The organism is Bacillus sp. Root920 (assembly GCF_001429445.1).
GTDB lineage: Bacteria > Bacillota > Bacilli > Bacillales > Bacillaceae > Bacillus > Bacillus safensis.
The window spans coordinates 1043485-1059761 of sequence record NZ_LMJV01000001.1; the positions used below are offsets into that span (position 1 = coordinate 1043485).

A 16277-nucleotide genomic window follows, 5' to 3' on the forward strand; every position below is an offset into this window, starting at 1 on the left:
CTATAGGAGAAAAGAAATATAAAAAAAGCATGGGCCCATGTGGAGAGCCCATGCTTTTTATGTGTGGTAGTTTAACTAAACACTCTGAGTAAGATCGTTGCACAGATAACAGTTGCTGCTCCGCCAAGTCGTGTAGATACTTGTGCGAAAGGCATAAGACCCATTCTTCCAGAAGCTGAAAGAATCGCAACGTCGCCAGTACCGCCAAGTCCGCTGTGGCAGCCAGTGACAATAGCAGATTCTACTGGATACATGTTCATTAGTTTTCCAACGAAGTAACCAGAACCAACCATTGCGAGTACAACAGCAATACATACGCATACGAATGGAATGGAGATGACAGTTGCTACATCATCAAGTGGAATGTATAGAATACCAAGACCAACCATCAGCGGCCATGTAAAGCTTTTAGATACAAACTTGTAGAACTGCTGTGAGCCGTTTTGAAGATGCTGAGGCATCACGTTTAAGTATTTGATTAAAGCAGCAAGAACAATCATTAAGATTGGACCTGGAATATGAACAAAGCTTTCTAACAAACCACCAAAGATGAAGGTTGTACAAGCAATGAGTACACCAGCACCCATTAACCCGAAATCAACTTTTGCATCCAAATCTGGCTGCTCGAAAATTTCGTTTGCTTCTTTAGATTTCACAAGACGGCCATTCCCGTTTAGTTCTGGACGTTTCTCACCAAGCTTCTTCAATGCGCCAGCACAGATAATGGCAATGACGTTCCCGATGACAGCCGCAGGAATTAATTGAGAAATTAATGACTCTGCTGATACATCAAGAATTTGTGAATAAGCGATAGATAATGGCAGAATCCCTTCTCCAACACCACCGGCAATAATCGGTACAATAATAAAGAAGAATGAATGATGCGGTGTGAAACCAACTAAAAGGCCAACAAGGATACCAGCACTCACAGCTGCAATTGTACCTGCAACGAGAGGAACAAACATACGAATAAGGCCTTGTACTAAAACAGTTCGCTGCATCCCAAGAATACTACCTACTACAAGAGCAGAGATATAGAAGTAAAGGAAGTTCGACGTTTTCATAAGAGACGTAACCGCTTCCAATGAGTTCGGATTCAGAACATTAAAAAAGACCAGGAACGATGGTACGAATAAAGAAAGAATCGCCGGTCCACCAATATCTTTTAAGATTGGAATACGTTGTCCTACATCTCCAAGGAAAATCCCCAAAATCATAATAACAGCGAAACCACCAAGCATATTTGCTGGAATTTTATTGAAATAAGCGGCAGTTAAAATAATCGCTGCAAGTACTAAATACACAGGTAGATCAATAACACCAATTTTCCAAGACATGATCTTACGGAAAACGCTTTTATTATTGTCAGAATCGTCTGTAATCGATTTCAATTGTTGTGCATTAGCCACATAAACACCCCCAAATGCTATTTGTCTCAATTGTAGAAGATTCAATGACACTCTTCTATTTATTAAACTAAAATAAGTGTAATAAAAGTAAAATAAACAGGAGTTTTTGAGTTTTTTATCATACAAAAATCCCCTGAAGGTAGTTTGTCCTTCAGGGGATTGATCATACATCGTATTTATCGTTTTCCTTTTAGATAAGGCGTACCAAGAGCTTTCGGTGCATCGGCACGTCCAATGAAGCCAGTAAGTGCTAAAATGGTAAGCACATATGGTGCTATGAGCATATACACATTCGGTATATCTTGGAACAGCGGCAGGAGAGAGCCAATGATGCTTAAACTTTGAGCAAATCCAAAGAATAAAGCAGCGCCCATTGCGCCAAATGGATGCCATTTACCGAATACAAGCGCAGCTAGTGCGATGAAGCCTTGTCCAGTAATGGTGGCATGTGAGAAATCAAGCGCGATCGTTGAGGCATAAACAGCTCCGCCAAGACCGCCAAACAGTCCACTAATGAAAACAGCGATGTAACGCATCCGGTACACTTTGATACCCATTGTATCAGCTGCCATTGGATGCTCTCCGACTGCACGAAGACGAAGACCAAACGGCATTTTAAATAAAACAAACCAAGCAACAACCGCAAGAGCTAAGGCGAGTATAGACGTATAATAAACATCTTTAAAGAAAATATCACCAATGATCGGAATGTCACTTAAAAGGGGGATATCTCCTTTATAGAAAGGCTCTGTAATTTTATCAGTTTGTGCTTTCCCATAAATCAGTTTGACGACAAACAATGTAGCGCCAAGTGCCAGCATGTTAATCGCCACACCACTGACCGTTTGATCAGCTCGGAAGGTAATGGTCGCCACTGCATGAATCAGTGAGAACAATCCGCCAACGGCCATTCCGACGAGAAGCCCAAGCCACGGGGTCAAGGCTCCAAACGTATCAGCAAAAAATAAGTTAAAGATAATACTGGAAAATGCTCCGACGACCATCAACCCTTCAAGACCGATATTGACAACACCTGATCTTTCTGAAAAGACGCCTCCAAGAGCGGTTAAAATAAGTGGTGCAGCATAAACAAGTGTAGCTGGGACGATGATTTCAAGTATTTGCAGAAATCCCACTTATTTTCCCCCCTTTTTCTTCATTTGTTGAATCACAAGACGGATAATATAGCTTGAGGCGACGAAAAGAATGATGATCGCAATGACAATATCAACAACCTCAGTCGGTACGCCTGATTCAAGCGGCATATTTAATGCACCGACCTTCAATCCACCAAGCAATAATGCAGCAAGGACAACACCAACAGCCGTATTTCCACCTAATAAAGCGACGGCAATTCCATCAAAACCTACGCCTGTAAACGAGCCTTTAATAGAGGCATATTCAAATGTACCAAGACCTTCCATAGCGCCTGCAAGACCTGCAAAAGCACCTGAAATAAGCATCGCATAAATGATATTGCGGCGAACGTTCATACCAGCATAATGTGATGCCTGCTGGTTCATTCCAACTGCTCGTAATTCAAACCCTTTAGACGTTTTTTGAATAATGATCCACATCACGACCGCAGCAATAATGGCAACAAAAATACCGTTATGCATTCGGGAAAAATCAGTGATCTGTTCAAAAAATCCAGAGCGGAGCGAGGCAGTGGCATCGATTTTATCTGTTTTATCTTTATTATCTGTTAAGACATTTGAGATTAAATAGTTTGTGACATGAAGGGCAATGTAGTTCATCATGATAGTAACGATGACCTCATGCACATAAAAACGAGCTTTTAAAAAACCAGGAATAAAGCCCCATAAAGCACCTGCAGCAGCTGCGGTGATGAGTGCAAGCGGCAGATGAATATACATAGGAGCATGGACAGTTGTTCCAATCCATACAGCAGCTACCCAGCCAACAAGCATTTGACCTTCTACACCGATATTAAACAGGCCTGTCCGAAATGCAAAGGCAACAGCAAGACCTGATAATATATAAGGCGTCTCTTGCCTGATGGTTTCTCCCATATAATAAGTTTCACCGAAAACGCCATTCCAAAGGGCGCTATAGCCTTCGATGACACTATAACCGCTTGCCAGCATAATAATGGCCCCAACCAAAAGACCAAGTACAATGGCTATAAGCGGAATCAGCAGATTTGTTAAGCGATTAGACATTTGCTTCTTTCCCCACTTCCTGTTGCGTACTTCCAGCCATTAATAGACCAAGCTCTTGCTCTGTTGTTTCTTTTGGATCAACAATGGCGACAATGCTGCCTTCGAAAATAACAGCGATCTTATCACTGACATTGATAATTTCATCAAGCTCAAAGGAGATGAGCAAAACGGCTTTGCCTGCGTCTCTTTGCTCGATTAGACGTTTATGAACAAATTCAATCGCACCAACATCAAGTCCTCGTGTCGGCTGAGCGGCAATTAATAAATCAGGATTGCGGTCAACTTCACGGCCGATAATGGCTTTTTGCTGGTTACCGCCTGACAGAGCGCGCGCTTCTGTATATTCACTCGGTGTTCTGACGTCATATTCCGCAATGATTCGTTTTGCTTTTTGATAAATATTTTTCATATTCAATAAGCCGAATTTTGAATAAGGACGCTGATAATACGTTTGTAAGGAAATGTTTTCTCCAATTGAAAAATCGAGTACAAGTCCATGTTTATGACGATCCTGAGGAATATGTCCAATCCCAGATTCGGTCACTTTACGAGGCGGGAGATTTTGAATGGCTTTCCCGTTTAGCATGATTGTGCCAGATTCTGATTTCTTTAGACCGGTAATGGCTTCAATTAATTCAGACTGGCCATTGCCATCTACCCCAGCAATTCCGACAATTTCGCCAGCCTTCACTGAGAGGTTCAACTGTTTGACCGCTTCAATTCCTCTGGCGTCTTTTACTGTGAGGTCTTGAATTTGAAGAACTTCCTCAGCTGGAGAAGCAGCTTTTTTATCTGTTTTAAATGACACTTCACGACCAACCATGAGGCTTGCAAGTTCATCTTTATTTGTGCTTGCCACATCAAGTGTACGAATGCCTTGGCCTTTTCGGATAATGGTCACGCGATGACAGGCATCCATAATTTCTTTCAGCTTATGGGTGATTAAAATAATGGATTTTCCTTCATTGATTAAGTTTTTCATAATTTGTATGAGTTCTTTGATTTCTTGAGGTGTTAAAACGGCCGTTGGTTCGTCGAAGATCAAAATGTCAGCGCCGCGGTAAAGTGTTTTTAAGATTTCTGCACGCTGCTGCATGCCGACAGAGATGTCAGATACTTTTGCGGCAGGATCTATTTTCAAACCATAGCGGTCAGAAAGCTCTTGTACTTGCTGTATGGCTTGTTCTTTGTCAATCTTTCCAAACTTCTTGGGCTCTTTACCTAAAATGATGTTTTCAGCGACAGTGAAGGTATCGACCAGCATAAAGTGCTGATGCACCATTCCGATGCCTAAATCACTAGCATCATTTGGACTAGAGATGGTCACAGGTTTTCCGTGTACCTTGATTTCACCTTTTTCAGGCTGGTACAGTCCGAAAAGCACGTTCATGAGCGTTGATTTTCCAGCGCCGTTTTCACCAAGCAGCGCATGAATTTCGCCCTTTTTTAGCTGCAGCGTAATGTTGTCGTTTGCTACAATGCCAGGGAATTCTTTGCGTATATTCAACATTTCAATGACATAATCCACAGGTTTAACCGCTCCTTTTTTAGGGTGCTGATGAAGATAAAAACTAGCAAAAGAAAAGCTGCAAAACGAGGCTGCAGCTTTTCTTTTACCACCTTTTACGAATAAAGAGGAGGTAAAGGAGAGGCAGGGGATAAGGCGCGCTTATCCCGCTGCTCAAATTAAGCTTTAAAATCTTTTAGTTCATCACGTGTTGCAGGGATTTTCACTTCACCCTTGATGATTTTTTGTTTCCATTCTTCGACTTTCTTTAATACATCTTTATCAAGGTTTTCCTTAGATGGAGAGATGTCAAGAGCGCCTTCTTTCAGACCGTATGTGATCACTTCGCCGCCAGGGAACTTACCTTCTTTTGCTTTCGTTGTTAAGTCTTGTACCGCTGTGTCTACTTTCTTAACCATAGAAGTAAGGGTAACACTTTGTTTTGTTCCAGGTACTTTTCCTTCGTCATACTGGTCTTTATCTACACCGATAACCCAAACTTTACGGTTAGGATCTGCTTTTTTCAGGTTTTTCGCTTCAGTGAAGACACCAGTTCCAGTGCCGCCAGCAGCATGATAGATGATGTCGACGCCAGATTTGTACATGCTTTCAGCTGTTGCTTTCCCGATGTCAGCCTTATCGAATGCACCGGCATATTTCACTTCAACTTTTGCTTTCGGGTTAGCTGCTTCAACACCTGCGCGGAAGCCAACTTCGAATTTTCTGACTAATTCAGAATCAACGCCGCCTACGAATCCAATTTTGTTTGATTTTGTAGAAAGAGCAGCCGCAACACCCACAAGGAATGATCCTTCGTTTTCGTTAAACACAATGCTGGCCACGTTGTCTTTTTTCACGACTGCATCAACGATCGCAAAGTGGTTTTTCTTACGTTGATCCGCAATTTCAGAAATAGCATCTTCCATTAAGAAACCAATTCCGTAAATCAAGTCGAATTTCTCACGAGCAAGTGTGTTTAAGTTTGTTGTATAGTCAGCATCTGATTTAGATTGTAAGTAATCAAAGCCGTTTTTACCTTTTTTTAGATTGTTGTCTTTCCCAAATGCTTGTAAACCTTCCCAAGCTGATTGGTTAAACGATTTGTCATCGACACCACCGACATCAGTTACCATTGCAACAGTGAATTGATCTTTATCTTTTTTGCTTTCACCGCTGTTTGAGCCAGAGTTGCCGCATGCTCCAAGGATGGTTCCTGCTGCTACGACTAAGGACAATGCTAGTCCAATTTTGCGCTTCTTCAAAACATAACCCCCTATAAAATTTAAAAGTTTCAGAAAAGTCTCGCGAAAAAAGACCGATCTATCTCTTCTCACCCTTCTGAAGAGGGTATTTTATCCTGCTTTCTCATGAAACTTATGGAGAGCAGGAGAGAAGATGTAAGACATCAGACTTATATCTCGTTGAACTAATCAATCATAATTTATCATTTCCGATCGAATAAATAAATAGAAATTTGTTTTATTTTTAAAAAAATGTTAAATGGCTTTATTTGATGTCTTTTTATCTGCTGAAATATGATATAATGCCGCTTTTGTGATGTGCTCCGCTACAGCAGAACCACTGATATCAAGGGGTTTGTTACATCGTATGCCATAAAAAAACATCTGGCCTTTGTGAAAGGTCAGATGTAGTATTTTAAAGATATTGCTGAATCAAATTCATATTGCTCGTGTTCAGTTTATATTGGAAAACAGGACGTCCTATTGTCCCATATGCCATTTCAACATCCACCACTTCGATATCCTCAAGGAATTTCAAGTATTTTCTAATGGAGACTTGAGAGATTTCTGTATGATTGGCTAGGTCTTCGGTTGTGAAAGCCTGCTGGCCAAATGATTGAATGCTTGTCCAGATGAGTTTAAGTGTGCTTTTGGTCAGTCCTTTTGGCAAGAGGACTTTTTCCGCCTCTGCTTTTTTATGAAAAAGCTTCGCATCTAAATCATTTTGCGAAATGCTGTTCATGGATTGATACAGGGCGTGTTTCCGTTTATACTCTGCCAGTGCTGATTGGAATCGTTCGAACTCAAACGGCTTAATTAAATAATCAACTGCTCCGTTTCGCATCGTTTGCTGTACAACATCGACTTCATTTGCAGCCGAAATGACAATGACATCAACGGCATGATTTTGCTGGCGAATTTCTGTTAGTAATGCCAGCCCATTTTGTCCAGGCATATAAATATCGAGCAGTACGAGGTGTATGACTTCTGTTTTTAACACTTCAAGTGCCTGCTGAAAGGAGGTGGCAATCCCCTTTAACTCAAAGCCGTCGATTTGGGTCAGGTAGCGTTTGTTCAGCTCCCCAACCATTGGATCATCTTCTACTATTAACACATTAATCATGTGAATCCTCCTTTTGTTTATACGGAATGCGGAGACTAAAGGTCGTTCCTTCTCCTTTTTCACTCGTGACAATCATATGTCCGTTCAATTTCTTGATGCTTTGGTCAACGAAGTAGAGTCCGAACCCTCGGTCTTCTCCTTTAGTTGAAAAACCTTGATCAAACATGATGTCTTGTTCTTCTTTCGTGAGACCAACACCTGTGTCCGTGATTTCAATGTGAAGCTGCTCATGGACGTATCTGAAGGAGATCGAGATGTTTTTCGTGTCAGTATGTGAAACAGCATCGAGTGCGTTATTTAACAAGTTGCCAATCACGGTAATGAGATCATGCGTCACTGCCGGGTCCTCCGTATTTGGCACTTGTGTGCTGCAAATAACCTCCAAGGCAGCGCCTTGTTCCCTGATATAGCTTTGTTTTCCTAGTAAAAATCCTGCTAAAACAGAGTTTTTCACATGGTTGATGATTTCATTTGTTTCCGTTTGCTGATAGATTGCAATATCTTTGATATAGGTGCCAAGGTCATCGTAGTTTTTGAGCTGAACCAATCCTAAAATGACATGCAGCTTGTTCATAAATTCATGTGACTGGGCACGGAGCGCATTCGCATACATTTTGACCCCGCTAAGCTGCTCAGCCAGATGTTTCACTTCTGTTTTGTCACGGAAGGTGGCGATGGCTCCGACAATTTCACCTTTTACCGTAATTGGCACTTCATTAAAGACGAGTTCCAGTCCATTCATTCTCACGTCACGATCAAGCAGCGGCTTGCGTGTTTCAATGACCTGTTTTAAGCCGCTTGAAGGGAGGAGAGTTTGCACATCTTGTTCTCTAGGATCAACCATAATGCCCATATTATGAAAGAGCCGTTTGGCCTCTGCATTGGCCAGTTTGATTTTACCGTGCTGATCGACGGCCAGAATCCCTTCTTTTGTTGATTCTAGCATGGCACTTCGTTCTTTTAACAATGTGGCGATCTCATCCGGCTCAAGTCCAAACATAATCTTCTTCACTTTTCTTGCCACAATGAGTGCTCCGATGATACCAGATAGAAGGCTGAGTGATGTGACGAAGTAGAGTGGAAGTAAGCTTTGATGAATAATCAAGTCAATTTCCTTTAACGTAATCCCTACGGCCACAGCCCCAAGCTGCTTTCCATTTTGATCATAAACAGGAACAAAAGCACGCATGGATCTGCCGAGTGTTCCAGAAGCCGTACTAATATGTTCTTTTCCCTGTAATGCTGCTTTTTCATCACCGCCGGCAAACCGCTTTCCAATTTTCTGCGGATTTGGGTGTGTTTTGCGGATACCGTTCATATCCATGACGACAACGAATTCGGTTTTGGTGATTTGCTGAACACTTGTTGTATATTTTCGTAATGCGGAATACGAATGATCTTCTAATGATTGTGCTGTGATCGGTGCCTCTGCGACCATTTTGGCAGTAGAGAGAGCAATGTCACGTTCCTGCTGATGGATGTTCTTGGCTGTTTCCGACCATATTGTAAAGAATGTGATACAAAGGGAGATCAGGACAACGATGCACACAAAGATCGTCAGCCGTGTTTGCAATCTTAAAGTTTTTTTCACGAGTATACCCCTAACGCACGATTTTTTCGTAACAGTAATACTTTAACGGGAAAATGTAAGTTTGTGAAGGAATGTACGTGCAAAATCATAAATTTGATTTTGCTGTCGGTTTACTTTGAAAGCATCTTGTCAATCCGTTTTAAGTGAGCCATAATAAATGTGAGCTTATGAGAAAGGATCTATTTATGAAAAATACATATTTGACTGGATATTTTCCGCTGATTTCAATTTTACTATTCAGCTCTGCTTTTTCGATTTTCACAGTAGGTATCACAACTGATTTCTTGACTCAAGCAGGCATTTTAAAAGGAATGCTTGAATTTTTCTCAGAACAGGGCATTCGTCTTGCTCTCTTTGCTGCTTTTGCACTTGTTTATTTTATGATCTTATCTGCCTTAAAACTGATTGCAGATACGGTATTAGAGCTGGCGTTACTCTTTTTCGCTAAGGACCCTGAAGGGGAGAACTTAAAGAAAATTCGGATTGCATCCGTTGTTTATTTATTTGCCAGCTTGCTAGCTTTTCTGTTGACGCAGCAGCTCATTCTGCTAGTCGGACTTTTTGCATTAGCAAGTCTTGTCTATTTTATCTGGGTTGTGGTTCGCATTTATCAATCGCTTTCTATGCTGAATTTGATTGGATTTATGATGTTTATTCTGCTGTTTTGGGCGACGTTTTTGATCGGTATTTTGTACTTATTTATTAAGCTTTATAACAGTGTGATGGCAAGTCTGCCTTCATAAGCAGACAAAGAAAGCATCCTCCAATGATGGAGGATGCTTTTTTTATGAAAGAAACCGTTTTTGAATATCGGGTGTAGGCATCATACAAGATGTTTTTTGACCAAACCATTTGTAGCGATTTTTTGCTATCAACTGATAAAACCAATCACGGATTGGGCGAGGTATGGCTAGGAGTAAAAAGCTCCATCTGTATATCCCTTTTAAATGCCGCGCGGCTTTTAAGATGCCTGTTGATTTCGTATAAAGGGTCCCTTTTTCGATATAAATGAATGAATTGAACTCATCTAAAGGCAAACCGTTTTCCTTTAAAATATGCTGCCCTGTATCTGATTGTAAGGAAGCGAACATCATCCGTTCATTCGGATCGCGCTTAATCACAAACTGAACAGCGCCGCTGCACACGTTGCAGACACCGTCAAATAAGATTAAATGGGGTGGATGTGTTGAATGCATCGCAATCAAACCTCCTGTTTATCTGGCGTATTGCATCGTATTTTTCCAAATACGTAAGTGCGGGCTTGATTGATAAATCGATTCCACCGTTCCTCTATCTCTTCCAACCCAGACACCCATTGTGTACTGATCTGTCAGTCCCACAAACCAAATATCTTTGTAGTCATTGGATGTCCCTGTTTTACCACCGATGTAAGGGGCGTTGAAATTCGCTTTTTTCCCTGTCCCACTCTTCACAACAGAGGTAAGCAGCTTACGCATCGTTTCATTTGTACGCTGAGAATATACTTGCTTTGGCGACTCTTTCCACTTGTAAAGGGTCTTACCGTTTAAGTCTGTCACTTTTGTGATCGAATGACTTTGTGTGTAGGCTCCTTGGTTGCCAAAGACGGTATACGCATCTGTTATTTCTAGCGGTGAGAAGCCTTTCGTAAATCCGCCAAGTGCAGAAGGAAGGCGGTAATCATCCGCTACGATATGCTCGAATGAGAACTTCTCTAAATAGCTGAAGCCTTTTTTGACACCTACTGTATCCAGCATTCGGATCGCAGGGGTATTGTAAGAATGTTTAAAGGCTGTTTCAAGTGTGACTGTTCCATACGTTTTATGATTATAGTTCTGCGGACAGTATCCGCTGCTGCAAAACTTGCCGGCACTGATGGTGCTTGAAGCCGTTGCGCCGGTTTGATCAATATAAGGCGCATAGTCTAAAAGCGGCTTAATCGCAGAACCAGGCTGTCTTTGCGCTTGATAAGCGTAGTTAAAATCAAATTTCTTATAGTTTTTCCCGCCAGCAAGTGCAACAATTTGATGCGTTTCATGATTAATGACGGCTGATCCGCCTTCCACACCTTGGTAAGGCAATTGAGCATTAAGCTGATAGACGGCTCTTTGCTGTAAGGAAGGATCAAGCGCCGTATAAATTTTCACACCATCCTGGAGCAGGGCACTGACCTTTTCAGATAATTCCTTTTGAATCGCCTTTTTCGCTTCAGCTGTTTTGGCTTTCTTCAATCGTTTTGTAAAGCCCTCCTGATCAGACACAAGATCGGTAAACTCTTCATTGGCATATGTCACATAGTCAGGGTATAGGTTTTTCTTTTCACTTAAAGAAAGGCTGATTTTTTCTTTGACGGCTTTTTTGTATTGCTTTTTGGTGATGACGCCATCTTTCTTCAAGATACCAAGCAGTCGTTCTTGGCGTTTCTTTGTGTGCTTGAACTGTTTTAATGGGTCATACAGTGTTGGGTTGTTTGGAATAGCAGAGATAAATGCCATTTGTGCCAGTGTTAAAGAACTAAGCGGCTTATCAAAATAGTAATTAGCCGCTGAACCAACACCGTAAACACCATTACTGAAATAAATCGTATTTAAATAGCTTTCGAGAATTTCATCCTTCGAGAATTTCCGCTCAAGTTCATAGGAATAGAGTAGCTCCGTAAACTTTCGGCTGAACGAACGTTCATGGCTTAAATATAAGTTGCGGGACAGCTGCTGTGTGATCGTACTCGCTCCTTGGCTGATGCCATGGTTTTTGACATTTGCAGCAAGGGCACGAACAACCCCCATAAAGTCAATTCCCTTATGGTCATAAAAGTTGCGGTCCTCTGAACGAAGGAACAGCTCCTTCACAGGTTCAGAAATGTTATCGTATTTCACGAACACTCGGTTCTCATCGTTTGAGACGATCTCGGAGATAAGAGAACCATCCCGGTCATACATATAACTGTTTTGGGAAAAATCTATCTTTTCCAGCTTGATTTTTTGATCAAGCACTTCGTTAACAGGCTTTACACTTGCAGCTTCTTCCTTTGATAGATAAAAAGTCAGAGCAAATAATGGGATGAGGGCAGCAAGTAATAACCAACCAATGATTGCACGAAACATGAGGTCACTCACTTTCTTCAATTTTCTAGCCATATCGTACCATTCTTTTGCGGATACGAGAAGGTTATTTTTAGAAAAGAAAGGGCGTGAAGTCTAGTGAATAAGGCTTTTCCGCAAGAAAAAAGAGTATCTGAAGATGATCAGACACTCCTTTCCTTTGTTTTCGCATGCGAGCGGACCGCCCATAAAAATAACGCGCCAAACAGAAAAATGCCGGCAGTGACATAAAAGACAGCTGGAATCCCGTAATGACTCGCCACAATGCCGCCGATTACCGGACCGACGACATTCCCAAGAAAGCGGAAGCTGACATTGTATCCGAGCACTTCCCCTTGCATAGAAGCAGGTGCTTTAATCCGGATATACGCCGTCGTACACGGAATAATTCCGCCAAGTGCCATCCCGTATAGGAAACGGAAAATGACTAACATGACGTACGAATCCGCCATCGCTTGCGGGATAAATAAAATAGAGGAGAGAATGAGAAGGGCAAGCAGCACCTTGTCGTGACCAATTCGATCTCCGAGATCTCCCCATTTTCGCGTAAACAGCAAATTGCCAAGTCCAGTTGCAGAAAAAGCAAGGCCCGCATAAAAAGCGAGATTGACAGGACCATGTAAATCATGAATGTATAAAGCCAAAAGCGGCTGAATGCTAAAGTTCCCTACTTGTGTAATAAACGTTAAAAGCATCGTGACCACAAGCAAAGGCTGTTTGAAAATGTGAAAGAGTACATCCTTCCGTGAGTAAGAAACACGCTTTGCTTCTTTTGATCGGATCGGCTGTTCTTTCACTCCGAAGATAATTACAATAGCTGACACATAAATGACAGCCGCTGTAAGGAAAAACGTATAAATAAATCCGACGCTGTCTGCCATGAATCCACCCATTAATGGACCAAACAATCCTCCGGCAACATTACTCATTTGCATCGTGCCAAGGGTTTTACCGGCAGTTGCCTTTTCGGTCTGTGCAGAAATCAGTGCCATTGAAGTCGAGATAAAGCCTGTGACAAGCCCCATGAAGAGCCTTAGTGCGAATAGCTGATACACGGTGTGCACAAGCCCCATTAATAGAATACTTGTGGCGATGCCAATTCCGTTAATTAATAAAATCTTTTTATAGCCATGCCGGTCGCCAATCCGCCCCCAAATCGGAGAAATCAGGAAGGCTGTTAAAAACGTGACCCCAAAGACATAGCCGCTCCATCTTTGAACAAATTCATTTGAATAGCTGCTATCAAGAGATTCTATGTAAAGTGATAAAAAAGGGACGATCATTGTAATGCTCGCAGATACAAAAAAGTTCACAAACCACATGATGTACAAGTTTTTCTTCCTGTTTGTGATAGAGATCACCTTCTTTATTTATTTCGTGTTCCTTAATAATTATAAAGGAAAATAAACGATCTTTCATCAGATGAATAGGTTGGGCATAGTGAATCTGCATTATTTTCACGAAAATGAAGTGATTTCAAGGTCCGTCTTAATATAATGGTATGAGAATGAAAAGCTGACGAAAAAGTGAGGTGAAACTGGTGGAACAGAAGACGGTGCTTGTGGTCGATTTTGAATTTACGATGCCTGATGGAAAATATCATCCGCAAAATTTTTTTCCTGAAATTATTGAAGCTGGGGTAGTGAAAGCAGCAGATGAAACGATCATAGACACATTCTCTAGCTACGTCAAACCGAAAAAGTTCCCGAAGCTGACGAAGCGCTGTAAATCTTTCCTCGGAATTACGCAGGAGGAGGTAGAGAGCGGAATTTCATTTGAGGAATTTATCGAGAAGCTCGTGTCACTTGATGGGGGAGAGAATTGTGAAATTATTACGTGGGGCAACATGGACATGAAGGTATTGAAGCAAAATTGTATGCTCAATCACATTGCCTTTCCTTTTAAGGGGAAGCTGAGGGACCTGGCCTTTGAATATAAAACCTTTTTTGGTGACCGCACACTGACAGGGCTTCGAAAAGCAGCAAAGGAATACGGCAGTGAAGGAGCTGGTAAGCATCATAAAGCACTCGATGATGCCATGACGACTTATCAGCTGTTCACCCTTTTTGAAAAAGACAGAGCCTATGTGGAAAATCCGCAAACAACCAAAATTGGTGAGCTGATCGATTTCTCACATTTTTTTGATTCGGCTGATTAGCGGACGTCTTCTGGAAAATAATCTTTCTCAAGAGAAGATAGGCACGCTCTTGATTTTTCAGCCCATTTAGAATTATCCGCACGGAGTGCTTGTTTCAATTTATCTACAGCTTCTTTCAGTGACTCTTCATAATCAGGGATATCGCCATCATAAGGCTTCACCATATGATGAGGGATATTTGTCTGTTCTCTATAGGCCAAAGCCCGCCTCTCTTGGAAAAAGGGCACGTCTGCTTCTTTTGGATGATGCAGGTCGCCTTGAGTGGGATGTGTCAGAACGGCTTTTACTTGAACGAGATAGGTCGATGGTTTCACTGCTGTCACTTCCCCAACGTATACACCTGTTTTATAAAAACCTTTCACAACTTGTCCAATTTGAATGTCTGTCATGTGAAATTCCTCCATTTCCTTCTCATAGGAAGGTATTTCATTTCTTTTAGCCAATATAGTGAAGTAAACGAGCAAAAGGGGGAATGGCGAGATGTCATTCATCGTACTTTTTCTACTATATTTTCCTGAAGATAAAAGGGAGTACATCCCAGCGGCTATCACCACGGTGATTTTCTTTATTGCTGCGTTTATTTGTTTTCGTCTCATCGTTCGTGCGTCTAAGAAGCAGGAGCGGATAGATGAAAAAAGAACAAAAAAAATGGATTAATCATTTTCTTCTTGTATCTTCAGGAAATTTCACGGTGACGGTTGTTCCAGACTGCAGCGAGCTTTTGAAACGAATCGTTCCATGGTGATTTTCAATAATTGAAAAAGTCACTGTCAGCCCAAGTCCAGTCCCTTTATTTTTCAAGGTGTAATAGGGTTCGCCAAGTTTTTTCATCTGACTTTCTGTCATACCTACACCGTTATCAACAAAATAAAGGCAGATTTTATGATTTTCTTTTGAAGCAAAAAGTTCAATTTTCCCTTCATGTTCAGGAGCCGCTTCTATCGCATTTTTGATTAAATTAATCATGACTTGCTTGATCTTCGTTACGTCACCTTGAATGTATAAGTCAGGTTCAATGGATTGATGAATCGTGACCGATTTAAAATTCGCATAGGATGTCATCAGTGATGCACATTCCTCAAGTAATTTAGAGAGATTAAGAGATTCAATTTGATAATAGTTTTGTTTTGCAATGTCAAGATAGCTCGTGATAATGTCCTGCGCCCGGTCTAACTCGGACAGAACGAGATTTTTATAATCTTTATTGGCAGGTGGCTCTTTTGTATGATCACTCGAAAAGAGCAATTGAATAAAGCCTCTCACAACTGTCAGCGGATTGCGTACTTCATGGGCAACACTTGCAGCAAGTTCACTTACAATGGTCAGTTTTTCTGACTGGACAAGCTGTGATCTCATTTCCGCATTTTCCTTAACGAATTCAATGGAATAGATACTGAGCACAAGAAAGAATATGTAGTAAAGAGTTGAGAAAAATAACTCAAGGAGCTTTTGCTGCATAATAAAAGCTGGGCTGTAAGCCATTAAGCTGACCGCAAGCAGTCCAATGTAAATAAAGAATCCTTTGGATAAACCGATAAGCACTCCGTAAAACAGCTTATTTAGCTTCGAATATTGATGCCATTTTCGGTAGAACAGGAATGGGATAAAAAAGTAAATTGGGACAACGATGAGTCCAATCCATAGGAAAGAGCCGTACATCACGAATTTGACAATGATGCTTATCAAGATGGCAACGATCCCCGCCATATATCCTCCGTATAAAATAGCAAGTACAAGGGGAATGGATTGAAGCCCAGTCTGCAAATCTAAAATCGAACCAACTGGATACATAATACATAGTGCTGAAGAGATGGATGCGAATACTGTGATGAGCAGTTTATTCGTTTTTGGGAAATGAGCAGGGGTCCGGCTTAACCATAGCGCATGATATAAAAAGATTGGAAATAGAATAAAAGATACATGGAGCAGAAAATCCTTGAACATTTCCATTTAAATGCTCTCCTCGTAAATAATTGTAATTCCTC

The 16277-nt window shown here is 41.3% G+C and carries 15 protein-coding genes; 3 read left to right on the forward strand and 12 right to left on the reverse strand.

Annotated elements, in window-relative coordinates; all coding sequences use genetic code 11:
• Nucleotides 1–71: 71 nt before the first annotated feature.
• The 7 genes from ASE42_RS04895 to malK all read right to left on the reverse strand — a co-directional run bounded on the left by ASE42_RS04895 (nt 72) and on the right by malK (nt 9054).
• Entirely contained in the window at nt 72–1409 is a 1338-nt protein-coding gene (locus ASE42_RS04895) for a 2-hydroxycarboxylate transporter family protein (RefSeq protein ID WP_056765903.1), read from the reverse strand.
• A 176-nt stretch (nt 1410–1585) separates the two neighbouring features.
• Complete coding sequence (locus ASE42_RS04900; protein ID WP_024423311.1) at nt 1586–2545, reverse strand: ABC transporter permease; 960 nt, start codon at nt 2543–2545, stop codon at nt 1586–1588.
• Entirely contained in the window at nt 2546–3592 is a 1047-nt protein-coding gene (locus tag ASE42_RS04905) for an ABC transporter permease (protein WP_056765906.1), read from the reverse strand.
• On the reverse strand, nt 3585–5120 hold the full coding sequence (locus ASE42_RS04910) for an ABC transporter ATP-binding protein (protein ID WP_024425936.1): 1536 nt from the start codon (nt 5118–5120) through the stop codon (nt 3585–3587). Before ASE42_RS04910 ends, ASE42_RS04905 begins: the two co-directional genes overlap by 8 nt.
• Nucleotides 5121–5278: 158 nt before the next feature.
• Nucleotides 5279–6361 (reverse strand): BMP family lipoprotein, encoded by a 1083-nt coding sequence (locus tag ASE42_RS04915; protein ID WP_024425935.1) that lies wholly within the window; start codon nt 6359–6361, stop codon nt 5279–5281.
• 394 nt (nt 6362–6755) lie between these two features.
• Nucleotides 6756–7463 (reverse strand): response regulator, encoded by a 708-nt coding sequence (locus ASE42_RS04920; protein ID WP_024423307.1) that lies wholly within the window; start codon nt 7461–7463, stop codon nt 6756–6758.
• Nucleotides 7456–9054, reverse strand: coding sequence for a malate sensor histidine kinase MalK (gene malK, locus ASE42_RS04925; protein WP_024423306.1), 1599 nt, complete (start codon nt 9052–9054; stop codon nt 7456–7458). The genes ASE42_RS04920 and malK overlap by 8 nt, the downstream gene beginning before the upstream one ends.
• A 185-nt stretch (nt 9055–9239) precedes the next feature.
• On the opposite strand from malK, the gene ASE42_RS04930 reads away from it, so the two are divergent.
• Complete coding sequence (locus ASE42_RS04930) at nt 9240–9797, forward strand: YufK family protein (RefSeq protein WP_024423305.1); 558 nt, start codon at nt 9240–9242, stop codon at nt 9795–9797.
• 42 nt (nt 9798–9839) lie between these two features.
• On the opposite strand, the gene ASE42_RS04935 is transcribed toward ASE42_RS04930, so the two are convergent.
• The 3 genes from ASE42_RS04935 to ASE42_RS04945 all read right to left on the reverse strand — a co-directional run bounded on the left by ASE42_RS04935 (nt 9840) and on the right by ASE42_RS04945 (nt 13456).
• Nucleotides 9840–10250 carry a thiol-disulfide oxidoreductase DCC family protein gene (locus tag ASE42_RS04935; protein WP_056765908.1) on the reverse strand — a complete coding sequence of 137 codons (411 nt, stop codon included), beginning with the start codon at nt 10248–10250 and terminating at the stop codon, nt 9840–9842.
• A gap of 18 nt (nt 10251–10268) precedes the next feature.
• Entirely contained in the window at nt 10269–12170 is a 1902-nt protein-coding gene (locus tag ASE42_RS04940) for a transglycosylase domain-containing protein (RefSeq protein ID WP_056765910.1), read from the reverse strand.
• Between the two features lie 107 nt (nt 12171–12277).
• Nucleotides 12278–13456, reverse strand: coding sequence for an MFS transporter (locus ASE42_RS04945; RefSeq protein WP_220396324.1), 1179 nt, complete (start codon nt 13454–13456; stop codon nt 12278–12280).
• A gap of 218 nt (nt 13457–13674) precedes the next feature.
• Here ASE42_RS04945 and kapD point away from each other — a divergent pair, with 218 nt between their 5' ends.
• Nucleotides 13675–14292, forward strand: coding sequence for a 3'-5' exonuclease KapD (kapD, locus tag ASE42_RS04950; RefSeq protein WP_056765912.1), 618 nt, complete (start codon nt 13675–13677; stop codon nt 14290–14292).
• Here kapD and ASE42_RS04955 read toward each other — a convergent pair.
• Nucleotides 14289–14681: a kinase-associated lipoprotein B gene (locus ASE42_RS04955; RefSeq protein WP_056765914.1), complete on the reverse strand. Its 393-nt coding sequence runs from the start codon at nt 14679–14681 to the stop codon at nt 14289–14291. The genes kapD and ASE42_RS04955 overlap by 4 nt on opposite strands.
• A gap of 91 nt (nt 14682–14772) precedes the next feature.
• Here ASE42_RS04955 and ASE42_RS19040 point away from each other — a divergent pair, with 91 nt between their 5' ends.
• A complete protein-coding gene (locus ASE42_RS19040) occupies nt 14773–14949 on the forward strand; it encodes a hypothetical protein (protein ID WP_162860193.1) in 177 nt (58 codons plus the stop codon).
• On the opposite strand, the gene ASE42_RS04960 is transcribed toward ASE42_RS19040, so the two are convergent.
• A complete protein-coding gene (locus ASE42_RS04960; RefSeq protein WP_041107619.1) occupies nt 14950–16242 on the reverse strand; it encodes a sensor histidine kinase in 1293 nt (430 codons plus the stop codon).
• Between the last annotated feature and the right edge of the window lie 35 nt (nt 16243–16277).

Coding starts and splice junctions, on each gene's coding strand:
- ASE42_RS04905 (WP_056765906.1), bottom strand. CDS start 3,592: ATGTCTAATCGCTTAACAAATCTGCTGATTCCGCTTATAGCCATTGTA.
- ASE42_RS04920 (WP_024423307.1), bottom strand. CDS start 7,463: ATGATTAATGTGTTAATAGTAGAAGATGATCCAATGGTTGGGGAGCTG.
- ASE42_RS04930 (WP_024423305.1), top strand. CDS start 9,240: ATGAAAAATACATATTTGACTGGATATTTTCCGCTGATTTCAATTTTA.
- ASE42_RS04935 (WP_056765908.1), bottom strand. CDS start 10,250: ATGCATTCAACACATCCACCCCATTTAATCTTATTTGACGGTGTCTGC.
- ASE42_RS04940 (WP_056765910.1), bottom strand. CDS start 12,170: ATGGCTAGAAAATTGAAGAAAGTGAGTGACCTCATGTTTCGTGCAATC.
- ASE42_RS04945 (WP_220396324.1), bottom strand. CDS start 13,456: ATGTGGTTTGTGAACTTTTTTGTATCTGCGAGCATTACAATGATCGTC.
- ASE42_RS04955 (WP_056765914.1), bottom strand. CDS start 14,681: ATGACAGACATTCAAATTGGACAAGTTGTGAAAGGTTTTTATAAAACA.
- ASE42_RS19040 (WP_162860193.1), top strand. CDS start 14,773: ATGTCATTCATCGTACTTTTTCTACTATATTTTCCTGAAGATAAAAGG.
- ASE42_RS04960 (WP_041107619.1), bottom strand. CDS start 16,242: ATGGAAATGTTCAAGGATTTTCTGCTCCATGTATCTTTTATTCTATTT.